The following is a 16,842-nucleotide window of genomic DNA, read 5'->3' as shown; positions in this document are numbered from 1 at the left end:
CGCGCTTACGGGATACGCATACGCATGCACGACATCAGCGGCCCGTCGTACACGATGGCCTTGCCTTCACCGCGCGCCAGCTGCAGCCCGGGCAGGGTCAGCAAGCCGATCAGCGCGCTCGTCAGGATTTCGACTGCGTAGTCCCTGGCAGGACATTGCCGGTAGCCATATCCGAACATGAGATACCGCAAGGCATGTTCGTTGCCCCAATTGCGATGCGGGCAAAACTTGCCGCTGTCAGGAACCGCGGTTGAATCGAACAGGGCAGCGATCGACAAGAGCGAGACCTTCCCGCCGCCTGGACACTTGGCATTGTGTCGCGCGCCGGTCTCGACTTCGGTATCCCGCGGCACGTCACGCGCCAGGAGCGGAAAGATCGGACGGAAGCGCATCAGCTCGAGCACATGGTCGCGCACGACGTTGCGGAAATTGGCGTCGGTCCAGACGGATGCGCCAAGACTTTTGGCCTGCGATCGTAGCTGTTCGTAGACCTTCGGCCGTTCCAGGAGCTCCTGCACGGCAAGAGCTCCGGACTGCACCGTGACCGGATGCGAGATCCAGGCAAGGCCCACCGCGTTTCGTTCAATGTCCGCAGTGGAGCTCGTGACACCCCACGCCGTGCCGATGAGGCCGGTTAGGCGACCGATCCGCGCCTGTAGCGCATCCCCGCAGGTTTCCGCTCGCCGCCGAACCCCTAATGTCGCCAAGCTGCCAGCCAAGAGCTGCCCCGCGACATATCGGATTTCCAGCAGGTACTGTCGTTGCAGGCCCTGATTGACATTGCCCTGCGCGGCCGCGGCCGGGGCCGCCGAGCCCGCAACCACGGCGCCGGTTGCCGTTCCATACAGGGGCCTCATGGCATGAAACACCACCCACATCAGGTAATCATCAATCAGATCGAAAGCGCCCGCTCCGGGTTGGCTCACAGTATTGATCCGTCGCTTGGCCTCATCATCAGAGTCGACTGGAACGTTCAGAGCGGCCAACCGCTGATGGACCAGGTCCCTGTCGGAATCGTAGGTGGGACCTGGATCCATGCCGATCAGATAGGTCCCGGAGACCATGTTGGCCTCATGCGCCGTGTTGGAGAAGCTTCGCGTCCTTGTCAGGACACCTTTGACGGCACTGGCGCGGGCCACCATGCTGCCGCCCAGCGAGGGCCAGCGCCTGAGCACAGCGCCGACCGCGCGCAGGACGATGATGTGACGATTGAGCCAGCAAAAGGCACCATAGGAGAAGTTGCGGGCTCCCGGCGACAAGGCATCGGGTTCATACATCGAGAGTTTCATGCTGGGTGCCAATCCTCTTGTCGCTTTGCAAGCGCTGCAACGGCCCGCTTCTGGTAGTAGGGCATGCCGAGACGACGCGCCGCCTCGGAGGTCTGTGCGAAGCACGCTTCGGCCGCTGGCTCATCGCCCGCGCGCCGCAGCGTCACGGCCAGTTCGTAAAGGGCTTCCGTCCGGTGCCCGCTTTGTTCGCCCGCCTGGTCGACTGCCTTGCGTCCGGTGCTGATCGCATCGTCCAGCCGTCCGAGAGCGCGATAGGCAATACCGAGGCCGACGCGCATGAACGTCCTGCCGTAAGGATTGGCCGCGTCGTAGATGCGGTCTGCGAAGCCCTTCTCCAGCACCGAGACTGCTTCGGAGGCCTTGCCATTGCGCGCAAGCGCAATGCCGAGCACCCCGCAGCAAGCCGCCAGCGTGGTCGGCACCTTGTGCGTGATGCATTGCTGCACGGCCGTGCGCATCAAGGCCTCCGCACTGTCGAGTTCCTCCTCCTCGACCCAGATCTGTGCCTGGACCGTGTCGACTATCAGACGCGAATACGGATGATCGACCTTGGACAAAATCTCATAGGCGCGAGCGCAGACCTCGTGCCCGGCTTCGCAATCGCCAAGGCGCCATAGCGTGCTGGCATGGAACGCGTACAGGTTGATGATGGGGATGACAGCCCATCCGGGTTGGACGTAGTGCTCAGCTAACTCGGGCGCGTAGTCGGCCAGCAGGACGCGGCCTTCCGCGGCCGCCTCCGAATACCGCCCGAGAGCGTGAAAGTGCAGGAGGCGCGCCTGATGCGCCGCCATCGCCATGTGGCGACGCTGGGCAAGGCGGGCCGCTTCCAGGCCGTGCGTGGCATGCCGCAGCCCCTGTTCGAAGCGTCCGCGCATCCACAGAAACACCGCCGTCTGCGTCGAAACCGATGCGCGCGCGGGTTGGTCGTCCAACTGTGCGGCAAGGACCTCGGCGCGCTCCATATTGCTGAAGATCTCGTCGATCTGCCCGAGCGCCATCATGGCGCCGATGGCTTCCAGCCGGAGCGCAAGTTCAAGGCCCTGCGCAGTCCGCGTGCCGCCGGCGCGGCGAGCCGCTTCAATGCCCATTTCGAACAGTTGCAGGGCTTCCTGATTGGCCGAGCGCGAGATGGCGCGCGCCATCGACTTCACGGCGTATCTTGCCGCATGCTCCCATTCCTCGCCCTTGAAGGCGTGATGGGCCAGAGCTGGCGCGGCATCGGCGTCCTCCGCACCGGGCTGCGACAGCAAGGCGAGGAAGGCGAGCCGATGCAGCGCCTTGAGGCGGGCGCGTGTCAGCGCCCCGAGCACGACGTCCCTGACCAGTGCATGACGGAACACGAAAGCGTGCTGCTCCAGCGAACGCCCCGTGGGATCGGGGCTCGTCAGCAAGCCGGACGAGACGCAAAGACCAAGCAGCTCCTCGGTCCGCGCAAAGTCTTCGTCCTGCATGGTTGCGATCAGCTCTCGCGTGATGGGATCACCGAGAACACTCGCCGCCTCCAGGGCCGACTTCGCGGCATCCGGCAGCCTGTCGACCCGCGCGCCGATCACGGCGGCGATGGAGCCCGGGACCCGCAACTCCCCGAGGGGGCGCTGCAAACGGTAGGCACCCGGCGTTCCCTCGAGTGATCCGTCATCGATCAGCGTGATGACCAGTTGCTCCATGAAGAAGGGATTGCCGTCGGCGCGACGAACCAGCTCGCTGGTCACCCCAAGCACCGAAGGATCATCGCCGAGCAAGGCTCGCGCGAGGACGAGCATCTCGCCGTCCCGCAGGGGCTCGACCAGGTACTCGGCGAACCACGTCGTCTGTCCCCATTGATGCTCGAAATCCGGACGGTAGCTGACGCAGACCAGAACCTGCAGCCCCTGGAGCCGGGGCAACAAGGCCTCGAACAGCCGCCGGCTGTCGCGATCGGCCAGGAACACATCCTCGAGCACGAGCACGAACGGGCCCGCCCGAACGCGCTGGCGAACGAGCCACAGCAGCGCCTCGCCGATACGGCGCCGCCTTTGCGCCGGATTGAGCGCCAGCCAAGCTTCATTGGGCGCAGCAAACCCGAGCAGATCGCTCAAAGCCGCGAGATGGTCGGCGCCTTCTGCCGGCCATTTTGCGAGCAAGGCCTGCATCGCCGCCTGCTTGACGTCGGTCGCGCTCGTACGAGGCAACTCCAGCAGACTGGCGATCAGGTCGGCCGCGGTGCTGTAGGCTCTCGTGCTCGCATAACCCCTCGCCTGCGCGACGCACAGGTCCACACCGTGGCCTGCGAGAGCGGCCGTCCAATCGGCGATCAGACGGGACTTTCCGACGCCGGCATCGCCGCGCAGCCCGACCGTCCGCATGGCGCCTTGCCTGACGGTTTCGAGCTCCCCCGCCAGAATCTGCAACAGCTCCTGGCGCCCGATAAGCGGTGCCCAGCGCTGCTTTCGCGTCAACGGTGCGGCCGCCGAGCTTTCGGTCTCGACCACGACTTCGTGAAGTTCGATCGGGGCGGCCAATCCGCGCACGGGCTTTATTCCGACCGGCCGCGTGTCGATCTGCAGTGTGACGAGGCGCTGCGTCGCCGCGCTGATCAAGATGCCGCCCGGGGGCGCCAGTTTCTCCAGCCGCGACGCGATGTGGATCGTCTGGCCGTCCGCACCGTAGTGCGACCACTGGTACTGTCCGACGATCCCGACCAGGACCTCGCCCGAGTTGATGCCGATGCGCAGCGTCGGGCTGGCGACGCCTTGCGCCTCCTGGCCGGGAATGGTTGCCCTCTGCATCTTCAGAGCGGCCATGCAGGCCCGCAAGGCGTGATCTTCCTGCGCCAGCGGAGCGCCGAACAATGCAACGAGGCCGTCTCCCAGCAATTGGCTGACGGTGCCTCCAAAGGTTTCGACCGCGTCGGCAAGCAGGTCGAGCGTTCGGCCGAGATAGTTCCGGGATTCCTCGGGGTCCGCGTGCTGCAACAATGAGGTCGAGTCGCAGACGTCGACGAACAGCACGCTCACCTGCTTGTTTTCGGTCAGCAGCTGCGCCCGCGAGTTGGGACGTTGCGAAGCGGATCGCGGCTCGCGCTCCGTTGCACCAAGACCGGCGCCGCATTGCGGGCAGAATCGGTGCTCAAGTTCAACTCGGGCGGAGCAAGCAGGACACCTGGTCACGGCACTACGCACTCATCAATGGCTTCAACGAATAACCGGCGCTCATCCGCATGATCATCGTCTCGCTTGAGGACGTGAACCTGCGCGCAAACAGAGTGGCGGGAGGGCCTGACAAACGTGGCGAAAAGTCTTCCCGCCGGTAAAACAATCAAGACGTCGACATGCGCTTCGCGCGGCATACCTTTGTTCGGAAGGTGCCAATTCCGAAATGCCGGCACCTCATGGAAACGAACAAACTTTCGTCCTGCCCTTCGAGACGCGAGGCCTATGTTGACTCGAACGGCAGCCGCCTTGGAGCAAACCCAATGGATCTAAACCAATGGATCTAAACCAAACGTCCTGCGCCCATCCATCGAAGTCGCGCGTTGCCGACGATCATGTCTGATGAGAAGCGCGGTTGACGCGCTCATCTCAGCGCATCATTTCGCGGCGTGCAAAAACCATCTTGAAATAACCAACGCCATTATGAGCCCCTATCAAAAATTGAATTCATTATACGCGCCTAGCCAAAATTGAAAAGGACGAATCCGTAAAAGCCCGGGGTACCAGGCGTCAGGCCGCAAGCAAAGCTCGATTATTCCGTCCAACGGCCGAATGCGTTCCGATTTTCCCGCCTTTTGAGGGCACTTTCGAGTGGCGGACGACGGTATCCCCGGGTTTGCGTACCGATCGATCTCGGAAAAGGATGTCCTCAGCCCTCACCCGAACAGAGTATCGGACAACAACTTAAGGTTGAGGATAACGATGACGCCGGCGACAATCCAGGCAATCGCGGCGACACTACGGGAAATCGCGAACTTGCCCATCTTGCGCCGATCGGAGACGAAGCGCACCAGCGGAATGACCGCAAACGGAAGCTGCATGGACAGTACGACCTGGCTGAACACCAGCAGATCGGCAGTGCCGCGTTCGCCATAGATCGCGGTGACGACGATCACCGGGATGATCGCAACGCCGCGCGTCAGCAGGCGGCGCGCCCAACTCGGCAGGCGCAGGTCCAAAAAGCCTTCCATCACGATCTGGCCGGCGAGTGTCGCGGTCACCGTGGAGTTGAGACCAGAAGCAAGCAGCGCGATTGCGAACAGCGTCGAGGCGATGCCAAGTCCAAGCAGCGGCGACAGCAGCTCGAAGGCCTGGCCGATCTCGGCGACGTCGGAATGGCCGGTTTTGTGGAAGGTCGCGGCCGCGACCACCAGGATCGCGGCGTTGATGAAGAGCGCCAGCATCAGCGCCACCGTGGAGTCGGTCGTCGCCCATGTGATCGCCTCGCGCCGGCCTTCGTCGGTCCGCTCATAGGCGCGGGTCTGCACGATCGAGGAGTGCAGATAGAGATTATGCGGCATCACGGTGGCACCGATGATGCCGATCGCGATGTAGAGCATCTCGGGATTGGTGAAGATCTCCGTCCGCGGCGCAAATCCGCGGATCACCTCCGCTACCGGCGGCGCCGCCGCGGCGATCTGGATCGCGAAGCAGATTGCGATCACGACGAGCAGCGACATCACGAAGGCTTCGAGGAAACGAAAGCCGCGGTTCATCAGGAGCAGCAGCAGGAAGGCGTCGAGCGCGGCGATCAGCGCACCGCCGATCAGGGGGATGCCGAACAGCAGCTTGAGCGCGATGGCCGTGCCGATGACCTCGGCGAGATCGCAGGCGATGATCGCGGCCTCGCAGGCGAGCCACAAAAGCCAGTTCACCGCCGGCGAGTAGGTCGCGCGGCAGGCCTGCGCGAGATCACGATCGGTGACGATGCCGAGCCGCGCCGCCAGCGACTGGAGCAGGATCGCCATCAGGTTCGACAGCAGGATTACCGAGAGCAGCGTGTAGCCAAACTTCGACCCGCCGGCGAGGTCGGTCGCCCAGTTGCCGGGATCCATGTAACCGACCGAAACGAGATAGCCTGGGCCGACAAAGGCGAGCAGCCGGCGCCACCACGCCGCGGCGGCGGGGATCGCGACCGTGCCGTTCACCTCAGCCAGGCTTTTGGTGATGGGCGCGTCAGTGCGCCAGCCAGCTGCGTCGGGGGTCAGATCGGGTGATCGGGCATCCATGGGTCAAAGAGAATACCGAACTCGGCTCTTATTGCAACTCATTTGCAACTGCATCTAGCCGCGCTGGTTCCCGGAAGGTCCCGCGACCGGTCTTGTCGGGAAGCGGGTGGGTTTGGCGGTCATTGGGGGCGAATACTGGCCTTTAGATCGACTTTCAGGGAATGACCGATGTCAACGACCCCCAGCCTGCCGGATACGTTCAACCGCCTCGCCTGGTCCAATCTTGCGGCGCAATCGGCGGAACAGATCGCACTGGCCGCCGCCCCCATCGTTGCGGTGCTGGCGCTGGGCGTCGCCGAAGGCCAGGCCGGCCTGCTCCAGACCGCCCTCACCCTGCCATTCGTGCTGTTTGCGATTCCGGCCGGCCTGCTCGCCGACCGCATCTCGCGGCGCGCGCTGATGGCCGGAGCCGAGGCGCTGCGGGCTGCGGCGCTTGGGACAATCGTGATCCTGATTGCGCTCGGCGCGCTCAACCTGCCGCTGCTCGCAGCACTCGGCTTTGCCGCGGTCTGCGGCACCGTCGTCTACAGCGTGGCGGCGCCCGCGCTGGTACCCTCGCTGGTGCAGGCCGACGCCCTGCCCGCGGCGAATGCACGGATTGAGCTTGCGCGCACCATTGCGTTTGCGAGCGGTCCCGCGCTCGGCGGCGCGCTGGTCGGCTGGCTCGGCGCAAGCCCAGCCTTCGGCTTCGCCGCCGCGCTTTCGGCGATCGCCGTCGTGCTGCTCGCCGGCCTCTACGAGCCCGCGCGCGCACCTGTGCCGCGACGGCACCCGCTGCAGGAGATCCGCGAGGGCGCCGCGTTCGTCTTCCATCACCCGCTGTTGCGGCCGGTGTTCGTCACCCAGTTCATCTTCAACACCGGCTGGTTCCTCCAGCTTGCGGTGTTCGTGCCTTACGCGGTGCGTCATCTCGGCCTGTCCGCGACCGGCGTCGGCGTGGTGCTGGCGATGTATGGCGTCGGCATGGTGATCGGCGCATTGGTAGCGACGCGGGTGATGCGGCGCCTCGCCTTCGGCACGGTGGTCGGACTTGGACCGGTGACCGGATTCGTTGCAGCCCTCGTGATGGCGCTGACGGTGCTGGTGCCTGCCGCATGGCTGGCGGCGTTGAGCTTCTTCCTGCTCGGCGTCGGCCCGATCCTCTGGGTGATCTCGACCACCACGCTGCGCCAATCGGTGACGCCGCCGCGCCTGCTCGGCCGCGTCTCCGCCATCAACATCATGAGCTATGGCGCACGCCCGCTCGGCTCGGCGCTGGGCGCGATCGTCGGCGGCTTTTATAGCGCAGAGGCGTGCCTCTATCTCGCAGCCGCGATCTTCGCCGTGCAGGCGCTGGTGATCTGGCTCTCGCCGGCGGTCGCGCTGGACCGCCAGCCGGAGATGGTCGGCGACGAGGCGACGGCGCGCTGCTAGCAGCTCGTCATTGCGAGCGCAGCGAAGCAATCCAGGAATGCACCCGCGGAAAGCCTCTGGATTGCTTCGCTGTGCTCGCAATGACGGAGTGTGTTGGGGACGCCGACGCTAACCCGCCAGATACCGTTCGTAGCTGCCCGTCACCGGCTCGCTCGTGTCGATGTCCGGATCGAGGGTATAGAGATCCTGCGCGCGGCCGATGCCACGCAGTGCGTAGCGGCCGGTCGAGACGAGATAGCGGCGGCCCGCCGCATCGAGCCCCGCGTAAAACTCCGCCGATGCGAGCAGCTCGCGATCGACCGAGCGGCTCATCGAGGCGATGCGGCTGACCTCGTTGACCGTGGGCCCGACCACCGTGAAATCGAGCCGGTCCTCGCTGCCGATATTGCCGTAGAAGACCTCGCCGACATGCAAGCCAATATAGGCCGAAGTGATCGGGCGGCCGGCGGCGGCCCGCTTCGCGTTCAGCGCCACGATGTTCTTGCGGAAAAGATGCTCGGCCCGAAGCGCCGCGCGACGGGCGCCCGCCATGTCCTCGCCTGTGAACATTGCTAGCACGCCGTCGCCGATCAGCTTCAGCACGTCGCCGCCGGCGTCGTGGATCGCATCGATCACGGCCTGCGCATAATCGTTGAGGAACGGAATGATCTCGTCGGGCCCGATGCTCTCGCTGATCCCGGTCGAGCCGCGCAAATCCGAATACCAGAGCACGGCATTGATGCGCTCGGTGACGCCGCGCGAGATGCGCCCGCGCAGCACCTGCTCCGAGGCATCACGGCCGAGATAGACGCGCCCGAGCGTGCGCACGATATCGACCTGCTGGGCGGACTTAATCGTAAGCCCCAGCACCGGCACGAGATCGCGCAGCGCTGCGAGCTCGCTCTCGGCAAAGCCCTCGCGCCGCCGCGTCGTCCAGTAGGAATAGAGGCAATCCATCTGGCCGAGCGCGCCGCTCTCGCCGAAGCGATGCACGAAGGCGAGGAAATGCCGGTGGCCTTTGTCCGCGAGCTCGCCAATCTGCGAAAAGTCGAGCGATGCGGTGTCCGCGAGATCGATCTGCATCTCGTCCTCGCCGTGCTCGAGCAGATGATAGAACACCGAGCGGCGCCAGTTCTTGGCCGGATCGCCCTGCGCCGTCGATCCATATTCGACGACGTCGCTCTCATTGCTCGGCACATCGCTCCAGCGGAAGGCGCGCCCCTCATAGATCGGGTGCAGCGTGTCGATGACGACGAGCCCGCGCGACAGCTCGATCCCCTCGGCGCGGCAGCGCTCGCAGAAGCCGCGGAGCATCTCGATCTCGGGCAGGCCGGTGAGCCCCTGGCTGGTCAGCCAGTTGATCAACGCAAGGCGGGAGGTCAATTCCATACGCCATTATGGCGTGCATTCGTGACGAGCGAAAGGCAGACGTCGACCTCACGGCTTTAGGTCTCAGGGCTTGCGCGTGACGACCTCGCCATCCTCCTCCACCAAGGATACAGGCGGCTCCAAGCCGGCGCGGCCGCGTTCAGAACCTGTAATTCAGAGTTGCGGTCACAAGGTCACCAAGCATCGAGGCGGAAATCTTCTCGTGATAGAAGGATGCCTTGTCTTTCGACTGATAATTTACAGAGCCGAGATCGAAACGGAGATATTGGACTCCTACCGTCCATTTGGCGCTCAAGGGCAGCTCAACTCCTGCGCCTGCCGTCCAACCGGTCGCTACCGTCGACGCGGCACCATGCGAATCATATCCGTAGTACAGCACGTTGTAATTGTACGTTGATTTGACAGCGCCGAACGCCAACCCGGCGGTGCCGTATAGCAGCGCGCCTCCAAGCGGAATGCCGGCACGGCCGCGCAGGGTTGCGAGCCACTCAATCTTTGTCATCTCCAGGAAGCGCGAGTCCGCCTGGAAATAGGGATCCTTGATGTAACCTGTGTCGCTGTGGCTCGCGAGCGATAGCGCACGGATATCGCCCTCGAGACCCCACACGAAACCCTGCGATTGCCAGTTCCACCCGGCTTGGGCACCGCCAGTAAAATTCGACGGCGAACTCTTCGACGAGCCCGCGGAAGCGATGAATGGTGGAAAGAGTGGATCGTACAACCAATCCGCAGCCTGCACGTCCGTCCGTTGCGAGCCCCAGGCTCCCCCGATGTTTCCTCCGAGATAGAACCCGGACCAATTTGAGGACTGCGCCTCGGCGGTCGACGCCGCGCAGAGCGCGGCTACCAGGGCTCCGGTCGCGACCAACAGCTCCTTAAGTTGCGCAAATCGCAACGTTAGCCTCCGACTTCTTCCGGACCGCTTCATCAGATCAAGGCTCGACTCGTGCATCCTGGAAACCCTCAAATTCTCGGCGCTCAAAGAGAGCCAGTGCGGGCACGTGGCGCCGTCTCCTCTCAGCAAATGTCAGATCGCCGCGGAGATGTCTTGGACCGGGCAGCACACAGTTTGCGCGGGCACGGCACTGAGAAAGAATGGAGACGGCTGTTGTGCCGAAGGCACATTGCAAGGGACCGCCTTTGCCCTGACGGCACAGGCGCCTTGGACGACACGGCATTGCAAGGGCGATGAACCCCGGCGTACAAACAACGACTAATGCTGGTTGCTTCACTTGAAGGAGGCCGAATCGCCGGTGGCGGCCGTGAGTGTTTCCGTGACCGGCGACCAATTCGGCTGGAAACACGATGTCCGACAGGAAAAGCGGGACCGGTCCAATCTTGGGTCCACCGACGCGACTTTCGTACTCGACCGACAATGCTGCCGCGACGCACCGCTTGAACTCCTTCCGTGACGCAGCCAACTCCATCGTGGAGGCGAACTGGCTCGCACGATCACCGAACGAGTTTCAGTGTGCCCTGCAAGCCGACCCGCTTGACGGAGCCGTTGCCATTGATTTTCAGACGTCCGATGTGCGGGCCAGCCGTAACGCACGGCAGGCCAGCCGCGGCGACGATCGGGTCACGATACAGATTTGCGACCGCGGCAGCCTTCGCATCGAACAGCAGGCCTCGGCTTTTGACGTGACGCCGGGCCATGCGGCTATCGTCCGCAATGATCTCGCAGGTCAAATCGATTTTACACAGGACGCGCGCATCCAGCTTCTTTACATGGATAAGGCGCTCGTGCGCCCCCTGTTGAGATCCGATTGGTCAAGAACTGCGCTACATATCCCTGCCACGCCCTCCTTGCGCCTGCTCAGAAGCTGGCTGGCCAACCGGGCCGAGGTTGAGCTTTCATCGGACCGGACGCTTCGCGCACTCTATGTCCAACATACGGCCGACCTCGTGGCGATGATCCTGGGACCGCATTCCGATGCGGAGGCCTTGCTGGAAGGTCGAGGGATCAAGGCCGCGCGCCTCAAGGCAATCATCAAAGCGATCAGGCACAATGCGGTGCGCCCGGAGCTGTCAGCCGAGCAGGTCGGCCGTAGCCTTGGCATCTCGGAGCGCTACGTTCGCGTGTTGCTCGAGGAAACCGGGAAGACATTCTCCGAACACCTGACCGAGGAACGCCTCCAGCATGCCAGAAGGCTCCTCAGTGCGCCTCACCTGACCAACCACACCATCGCCGAAATCGCCATGATGTCGGGTTTCAGCGACATCTCGCACTTCAACAGGAGCTTCCGTCGTCGCTTCGGCGACACTCCGACTGGAGTTCGCAGCCTGCCCTAGCAAGGCGCAATTTGAGTCTGCTTCACGACCCCACCGGAGGCCGCGCCTTCATGACGGATTGGCCGGTTGCTCAGGCAAATCCACCAAGATGAACTGCGGCTCCGAGGAGACCTGCTGCTACGAACACGAGGAATACGACACCGCCATAGCCACGGTTCCTGACAGAGCGCGCAGGGTTCATGGGATCGACATAGACGGCAATCTTCTGGCCTGCACGCGGATCGGTGCGCCGCGGCGGCGTCGAGCCGAAATAGCCTTTCACAGCGTCCGCGAAGCTCGAACTATCGCTGATGTAGACGACACCATCGACTTTGTATCGGTAAACGGTCCACGAATCCGAACGATCGATTCCAAGCAACAATTCAGGATTGCTGCTCGGATCGATGATTTCTGCCTCCACAACGAGCCAGGAGTTCCCCTCGGCGACTTTCCTCCATAGGACGGCGGCGAAGAGGAGGAAGAAGACGCCCATGAATCCAAGCGACACTGCCGCCCCAGCGAAGCGCTTGGCTGGGACCAGGCCAGTGAGGAAGCCCGCTACCGGGCCCACGTTCAAATTGACGAAGATGTCCGCTGCAACAAGGAAAACGATTGGGAGAACCATGAACTGGAAAGCGCCATCCGGAAAGTCGCGCTCCAGAACCGATCGTCTTGGATTTTCTGGATCGTAGTAGACGTCAATCTTTTTGCCGACCGGATAGCGGGCCTGGGTCTCGGCGACTCCTACATTGCCGGGATCGGCGCGGATGCTGATGCGCGTGCCGGTGTAGTGACTGCCTCCGACGGAGTAGTCGAAGGCGACGGCAGCGAAATTGCGAACCTCTGTGGTCGCACGACTGCGCCGCTGAGATGAATCGGAGTGACCACCGGGCTCGATGTGGGTCACTATGCTACGAGACTCCGAGCCCGATTTGACGATCAGTCCCGAAGTCTTCGGCCAACGGGCCACCTCGCGAACCTCGCGAAACTTCATGAGCGTACCGGCGGTCAGCATGGCTATGACGGCGACCACGAAACCGTTGAGGATCAATGACAGCATGTTATATCCTTCCTTGCCGGAGATTATCTCCGGCAACGATTGTGGCGATCGCTGATTCGGAATTAACCCGTGAGCACCGATACATGGAAAACGATGAAGGCAAAGCGCTTCTATTCTTTCGCGCTGGCTTGCCTGATGTTTGCGATTTCCCAGCAGCTGTTCGAGAATTACATACTATGGTTTGGATTTAGGGACAGATCCGTGTCCGAATTGGATTTCGCGGAGCACACTCTCGCCAACTGTTTCGTCTGGTTCAGTATCGCGATGGGAGTCTGGTTCTTGAGCCTCGGGCTATTGTCTTTCCGCGTTGAGATAAAGAAACAGTTGATGTGCGCTTGCATTTTGTTTCTGTTCGCCGCAGCTATCTCAATAGCACTCGATCTGTATTTTCGAAGTTACATGATGGACAGCTCAGGCGGCTGAGCCTGACTGACCGACCCCCACCGGATGGTCAATCACATTCGTCAGCGTGTCGAGAGTCGTTGTCCAGGCCTCCCATTCGTCAGAAGTGAGGATGTGGCCAAGTCCCCGCTCCAGGACCCAGACGAGACTGTCGCAGGCCACGAGATAGTGCTCGTCGATCACGGTTGTCCCGGTGACGCTGCGCAAGGTCGGATACGGCAGACAGGATCGCATCGATCTTATGAAGATTGCCAACGACGAGCGCCAGCGTCTGCATCAGGCTTCTGGCGTGCAATTGAATGTCGTCCGCAAACATCGGTCGCAGGTGCGGATGCGCGTCGAACAACCGCCCGTAAACGTCGCCGAGTTCGTTGGCGACGGGCAGATGCCTCTTGAAGCTTTCTCGGAGCCGAATGACGCTGTCTTGATCCATGCTCATCCTCGCCGTCAGCGTGCAAGCGCCGTGACCCTGTCGGTCGTGTGCGGCGGCAATGCTCCTTAGAACTTGACGGTGAGGTTGGCGCGGACGGTCTGATCGAGCACGCCGGGAGCGAACTGGCCGCCATAGGAGACGCCGAGCACCGCGGCCGCGGAGAGGTTGAGATCGAGGCCGGCATCGAGGACGGCGGCATCGCGCGCGATCGGCACGCCCGCGATGGTGAACGGGCTGCTGCCGGCGAACGCGAGTGTCGACAGCGGCGAGACGGTGCCGTAGGCATGCCGCCAGCCGAGCGTGGCCCGCGCGGTGCCGACGACGCCGCCAAGCGCAACATCGGTCGAACCCCGCAGCCCCAGCGTCGAGAACGTCGTGCTGGTATCCGAGCCGAAGCCGGTCAGCGCCGCCGCACCGCCCTTTTCGGTGAAGCCGCCGGTCGCGAGGTTCACATAGGCCAGATTGGCGAAGGGCTCGAGTGCGAAGCGGCCCGCCTTGAGGCCGTAACCGAACTCGCCGAAGACCTGCGCGGTGCCGGCGTTGTAGCTGGCGGTCAGCCGATCGGCAAAGCCGGGGAAGACCACGGACCGGCTAGTGGACAGCTCGTGCCAGGTGTAGGCGGCGCCGCTCCGGAAGGCGAGATCGCCCCAGCGGGTGCCGCCATAGAGGCCGACATGATAGTTGTCGCTCGTGCCGGAGGAGCTGCGGTCCTTCACGTTGAAAGTGGTGCGGCTGTAGCCGCCGAGCAGGCCGACCCGCCAGCGATCCACCCATCCATCCGCGCCGACCAGCAAGCCGCCGGTGTCGCGCTTGAGCGTGGCGGCATTGCCGTCGCCATTCCAGTGGCCGAACGCGCCGAAGCCGCGCGCCCAGACCGCGACGCGATCGGTGGTGGCCGGCGCAGGCACCAGCCTGTCGTCGGCGGCGTAGGACATCACCGGCGAATGCACCGCCCCGACCGCATCGAAGGCGGCGCGCAGCCGGTCCACCGCAGCTTCGCGCACGAAGCGGCTGTCCTCGATCAGCGCGGTCTTGGCCGAGGCATGCACCTCGCCCGAGAGCTGGTCGAACGCGTACCGCGCCTGCGTCGCGGAGAGGTTGAGCACGGCATTGTAAATGGTGTTGCCGTAACCCAGGCTCTCGGTGCCGCCGCCGGTGGCGATCTGGTTCCGGGTCTGGCCGATCGCGGCGAAGTCGGTGTTGTTGCGGGTCAGCGTCAGATAGACGTTGTTGGGATCGTAGGAGAGCGTCGGATCGAGGAAGGCGAGATTGGAGGTTACGGCATCGAAGGCGCCGCTGCGCCCGCCGGTGGCGGTCAGGATGGTGTAGGTGGTGTACAGCGCATAGTTGCCGGCGCCCGCCAGCACCTGCACCGTGCCGCCATTGATGGTCGCGGTGCCGCCGGCGAGGATCTTGTCGGATTGACCGGCTGCGTTGGCCTCGACCTGGTAGATCGATCCGGCGGCGAAGGTGGCATTGCCCACGACGTTGAGCGTGCCGATGGAGTTGCCGGGCGCGACGGTGGCCCCCGCGCCAGCCAGCAGCGTGCCGACGGTGCCGTTGCCGCCGACAATGCCGCCGGTCATGACCACGTCGGAATTGGCCAGCGACCCGTTCACCACCAGCTTTCCGCCGACGACATTGGTTGATCCCGTGAAGCCGCTGGAATCGCCGGTCAGGATTGTCGTGCCGGCATATTGATTGAGGGTGCCATTGCCGCTCAAGGCAGGAGCGAAAGCGTAGTTCGTGCTCGTGTGGTTGAAATTGATCTGTGCGTTTCCGGCACCAATCGTGATCGATGGCGTGTTGAGCGTCCCCGGTGCGGTCGCGACGGACCCCGGATCTGCGCCGATATTAAGGACCGCTGTCGAGCCTGCCATGGTCGCCAGTTGAACCGCGCCGGTATTGACCGTGCCGCCATTTTGCAGCGTCAGCGTCCCGGCCCCTAAAAAGCCGACAGCTAATGTTCCGCTGTTATTCAAGATGCCGTTGTTGACCAGGACGGAGCCCGTCGATCCGGGGCTACTGCCAACAACGGCGAAGCCAGTATTGACTGTGCCACCGTTTTGAATGGTTAGGATGCCGGAGCCCTGGTCCCCGACAGCCAACGTGCCGCTAATCGTCCAGGTCCCGTTGTCGACGAGAACGGTTCCGACCGAGCCAGCAAAAAAGCCGAGGTCGGAGCCTTGGCTGCTGACGAGGCCCCCATTCTGGATCGTCAGCGTGCCGGCGCCGAAGCCGCCAACCTCAAGACCCGAGCCGTTCGTCCATGTGGATCCGGCGCCAGTCACGTTGACCGTGCCGGACGAGTTCGCCAAGAAACCCACGACGGCACCGAAGACGCTGCTCACCGAGCCGCCGTTCTGAATCGTCAGCGTGCCGGCGCCGCCTTCACCGATATGGAGCTGGCCGGCGCTGTTCCAAGTCGCCGCGTCGACGACCACCGTGCCGGTCGAACCGGCACCGGCCGCGACGAAGCCGTTGTTGTTGTTGACGGCGGCGCCATTCTGAATCGTGAGCGCGCCGGCGCCAAAATTGCCGATCGTCACATCGCCGTTGTTCCATGTGGAGCCGCTGCCGGTGACGACCACTGCTCCGGAGGCTCCAGCGGAATCGCCGACAATACCCAAGTTATTCAAGACGGATCCACCATTCTGGATCGTGAGGGTACCGGTGCCGAATCCGCCGATCAGAGCTAATTGGTTTGCGTTCAAAAAGCCGCCGTCGACGGTCACGAACCCGGCGGAACCTGCCAGCACCCCTGCGACAACAGATGGAGCATTGACCAGACCGACCACGTTCAGCGTGCCGGTCCCGCCAAATCCAACGGATAGGCTGTTGGTGTTGGTCCAGGTCGCGCCGCCTTGGACCGTGACGGCGCCATTGGATCCTGCGAGATCGCCGATAATGCCGACCGTGTCTTTGAGTGTGCCTCCGCCCTGGCCCTTCTGAATGGTAAGTGTGCCCGTGTTGGATTGACCGACGAGAACTTGATTCACGGTTACGGTCTGACCGCCGACGTCGACAACCGCTGGATTGGGAGTTTGCGTATCGATGCTGACGTTTCCGCCAGCCGTTGGCACGCCGTTCGGACTCCAATTCGCGGCATTGAACCAGTCGGGGGATGCAGCGCCGGTCCAGGACTGAGCATAGGCCGGAGCTGCGACGAAGGCAGCAGAAGCAAGCGCGGTCGAACAGAGCAGCGCCAGTCGCTTGAACGTGCTTGAGCTCGATCTGGCGCGGCGCGCCGTCATGGCCTGCTGCGTACCTGTGCCTCGACCGGGCTGTACTGTCGATTTGGTCCTGAGCCTCCGACTCCTTCTCGACCTCTCAATCAGATCAAGGCTCGTCTCGTGCATCATGGAAATCCTCGAATTCTCGGCGCTCAAACAGAACCGATGCG

At 63.3% G+C, this 16,842-nt stretch carries 12 protein-coding genes; 4 read left to right on the top strand and 8 right to left on the bottom strand.

The window, feature by feature from the left end:
- Positions 1-5: 5 nt before the first annotated feature.
- The 3 genes from NLN62_RS37675 to NLN62_RS37665 form a co-directional block, all read right to left on the bottom strand.
- Complete coding sequence (locus NLN62_RS37675) at positions 6-1,277, bottom strand: cytochrome P450 (RefSeq protein ID WP_254112118.1); 1,272 nt, start codon at positions 1,275-1,277, stop codon at positions 6-8.
- Between the two features lie 8 nt (positions 1,278-1,285).
- Positions 1,286-4,441, bottom strand: coding sequence for an adenylate/guanylate cyclase domain-containing protein (locus NLN62_RS37670; RefSeq protein WP_256576030.1), 3,156 nt, complete (start codon positions 4,439-4,441; stop codon positions 1,286-1,288).
- Positions 4,442-5,139: 698 nt separating this feature from the next.
- Positions 5,140-6,492, bottom strand: a complete 1,353-nt coding sequence (locus tag NLN62_RS37665) for an Nramp family divalent metal transporter (RefSeq protein ID WP_027522909.1) — start codon at positions 6,490-6,492, stop codon at positions 5,140-5,142.
- Positions 6,493-6,660: 168 nt separating this feature from the next.
- Between NLN62_RS37665 and NLN62_RS37660 the strand changes: the two genes are divergently transcribed.
- Positions 6,661-7,905 carry an MFS transporter gene (locus NLN62_RS37660; protein WP_254112116.1) on the top strand — a complete coding sequence of 415 codons (1,245 nt, stop codon included), beginning with the start codon at positions 6,661-6,663 and terminating at the stop codon, positions 7,903-7,905.
- A gap of 108 nt (positions 7,906-8,013) precedes the next feature.
- On the opposite strand, the gene NLN62_RS37655 is transcribed toward NLN62_RS37660, so the two are convergent.
- Together NLN62_RS37655 and NLN62_RS37650 are read right to left on the bottom strand one after the other, a co-directional pair.
- Complete coding sequence (locus NLN62_RS37655) at positions 8,014-9,273, bottom strand: adenylate/guanylate cyclase domain-containing protein (protein WP_027522911.1); 1,260 nt, start codon at positions 9,271-9,273, stop codon at positions 8,014-8,016.
- Between the two features lie 139 nt (positions 9,274-9,412).
- Positions 9,413-10,255 carry an outer membrane protein gene (locus NLN62_RS37650; RefSeq protein WP_156944279.1) on the bottom strand — a complete coding sequence of 281 codons (843 nt, stop codon included), beginning with the start codon at positions 10,253-10,255 and terminating at the stop codon, positions 9,413-9,415.
- A gap of 446 nt (positions 10,256-10,701) precedes the next feature.
- On the opposite strand from NLN62_RS37650, the gene NLN62_RS37645 reads away from it, so the two are divergent.
- Positions 10,702-11,565, top strand: coding sequence for an AraC family transcriptional regulator (locus NLN62_RS37645; protein ID WP_254112115.1), 864 nt, complete (start codon positions 10,702-10,704; stop codon positions 11,563-11,565).
- Between the two features lie 70 nt (positions 11,566-11,635).
- Here NLN62_RS37645 and NLN62_RS37640 read toward each other — a convergent pair whose 3' ends face one another.
- Entirely contained in the window at positions 11,636-12,595 is a 960-nt protein-coding gene (locus NLN62_RS37640; protein WP_254112114.1) for a DUF3592 domain-containing protein, read from the bottom strand.
- Positions 12,596-12,673: 78 nt separating this feature from the next.
- Here NLN62_RS37640 and NLN62_RS37635 point away from each other — a divergent pair, with 78 nt between their 5' ends.
- Positions 12,674-13,027, top strand: coding sequence for a hypothetical protein (locus NLN62_RS37635; protein ID WP_254112113.1), 354 nt, complete (start codon positions 12,674-12,676; stop codon positions 13,025-13,027).
- Here the strand turns inward: NLN62_RS37635 and NLN62_RS37630 are convergent.
- Positions 13,016-13,240 (bottom strand): hypothetical protein, encoded by a 225-nt coding sequence (locus tag NLN62_RS37630; protein ID WP_254112112.1) that lies wholly within the window; start codon positions 13,238-13,240, stop codon positions 13,016-13,018. The two genes, NLN62_RS37635 and NLN62_RS37630, sit on opposite strands and share 12 nt — an antisense overlap.
- 7 nt (positions 13,241-13,247) lie before the next feature.
- On the opposite strand from NLN62_RS37630, the gene NLN62_RS37625 reads away from it, so the two are divergent.
- Positions 13,248-13,508: a hypothetical protein gene (locus NLN62_RS37625; RefSeq protein WP_254112111.1), complete on the top strand. Its 261-nt coding sequence runs from the start codon at positions 13,248-13,250 to the stop codon at positions 13,506-13,508.
- Here the strand turns inward: NLN62_RS37625 and NLN62_RS37620 are convergent.
- The gene (locus NLN62_RS37620; RefSeq protein WP_254112110.1) at positions 13,505-16,693 is read right to left on the bottom strand and encodes an autotransporter domain-containing protein; all 3,189 of its coding nucleotides are present in this window, start codon (positions 16,691-16,693) and stop codon (positions 13,505-13,507) included. The two genes, NLN62_RS37625 and NLN62_RS37620, sit on opposite strands and share 4 nt — an antisense overlap.
- Positions 16,694-16,842: the final 149 nt, after the last annotated feature.

Origin of the sequence: Bradyrhizobium sp. CCGUVB23 (assembly GCF_024199885.1) — a bacterium.
Taxonomy (GTDB): domain Bacteria; phylum Pseudomonadota; class Alphaproteobacteria; order Rhizobiales; family Xanthobacteraceae; genus Bradyrhizobium.
The sequence above is the reverse complement of the archived record's forward strand: the minus strand, read 5'-3'. Positions and strand labels throughout refer to the sequence as shown.

What these genes read in the sequence shown, in the direction of transcription:
- NLN62_RS37655 (WP_027522911.1), bottom strand. Translation starts at nt 9,273, where the DNA reads ATGGAATTGACCTCCCGCCTTGCGTTGATCAACTGGCTGACCAGCCAG.
- NLN62_RS37675 (WP_254112118.1), bottom strand. Translation starts at nt 1,277, where the DNA reads ATGTATGAACCCGATGCCTTGTCGCCGGGAGCCCGCAACTTCTCCTAT.
- NLN62_RS37665 (WP_027522909.1), bottom strand. Translation starts at nt 6,492, where the DNA reads ATGGATGCCCGATCACCCGATCTGACCCCCGACGCAGCTGGCTGGCGC.
- NLN62_RS37625 (WP_254112111.1), top strand. Translation starts at nt 13,248, where the DNA reads ATGAAGATTGCCAACGACGAGCGCCAGCGTCTGCATCAGGCTTCTGGC.
- NLN62_RS37630 (WP_254112112.1), bottom strand. Translation starts at nt 13,240, where the DNA reads ATGCGATCCTGTCTGCCGTATCCGACCTTGCGCAGCGTCACCGGGACA.
- NLN62_RS37660 (WP_254112116.1), top strand. Translation starts at nt 6,661, where the DNA reads ATGTCAACGACCCCCAGCCTGCCGGATACGTTCAACCGCCTCGCCTGG.
- NLN62_RS37620 (WP_254112110.1), bottom strand. Translation starts at nt 16,693, where the DNA reads ATGACGGCGCGCCGCGCCAGATCGAGCTCAAGCACGTTCAAGCGACTG.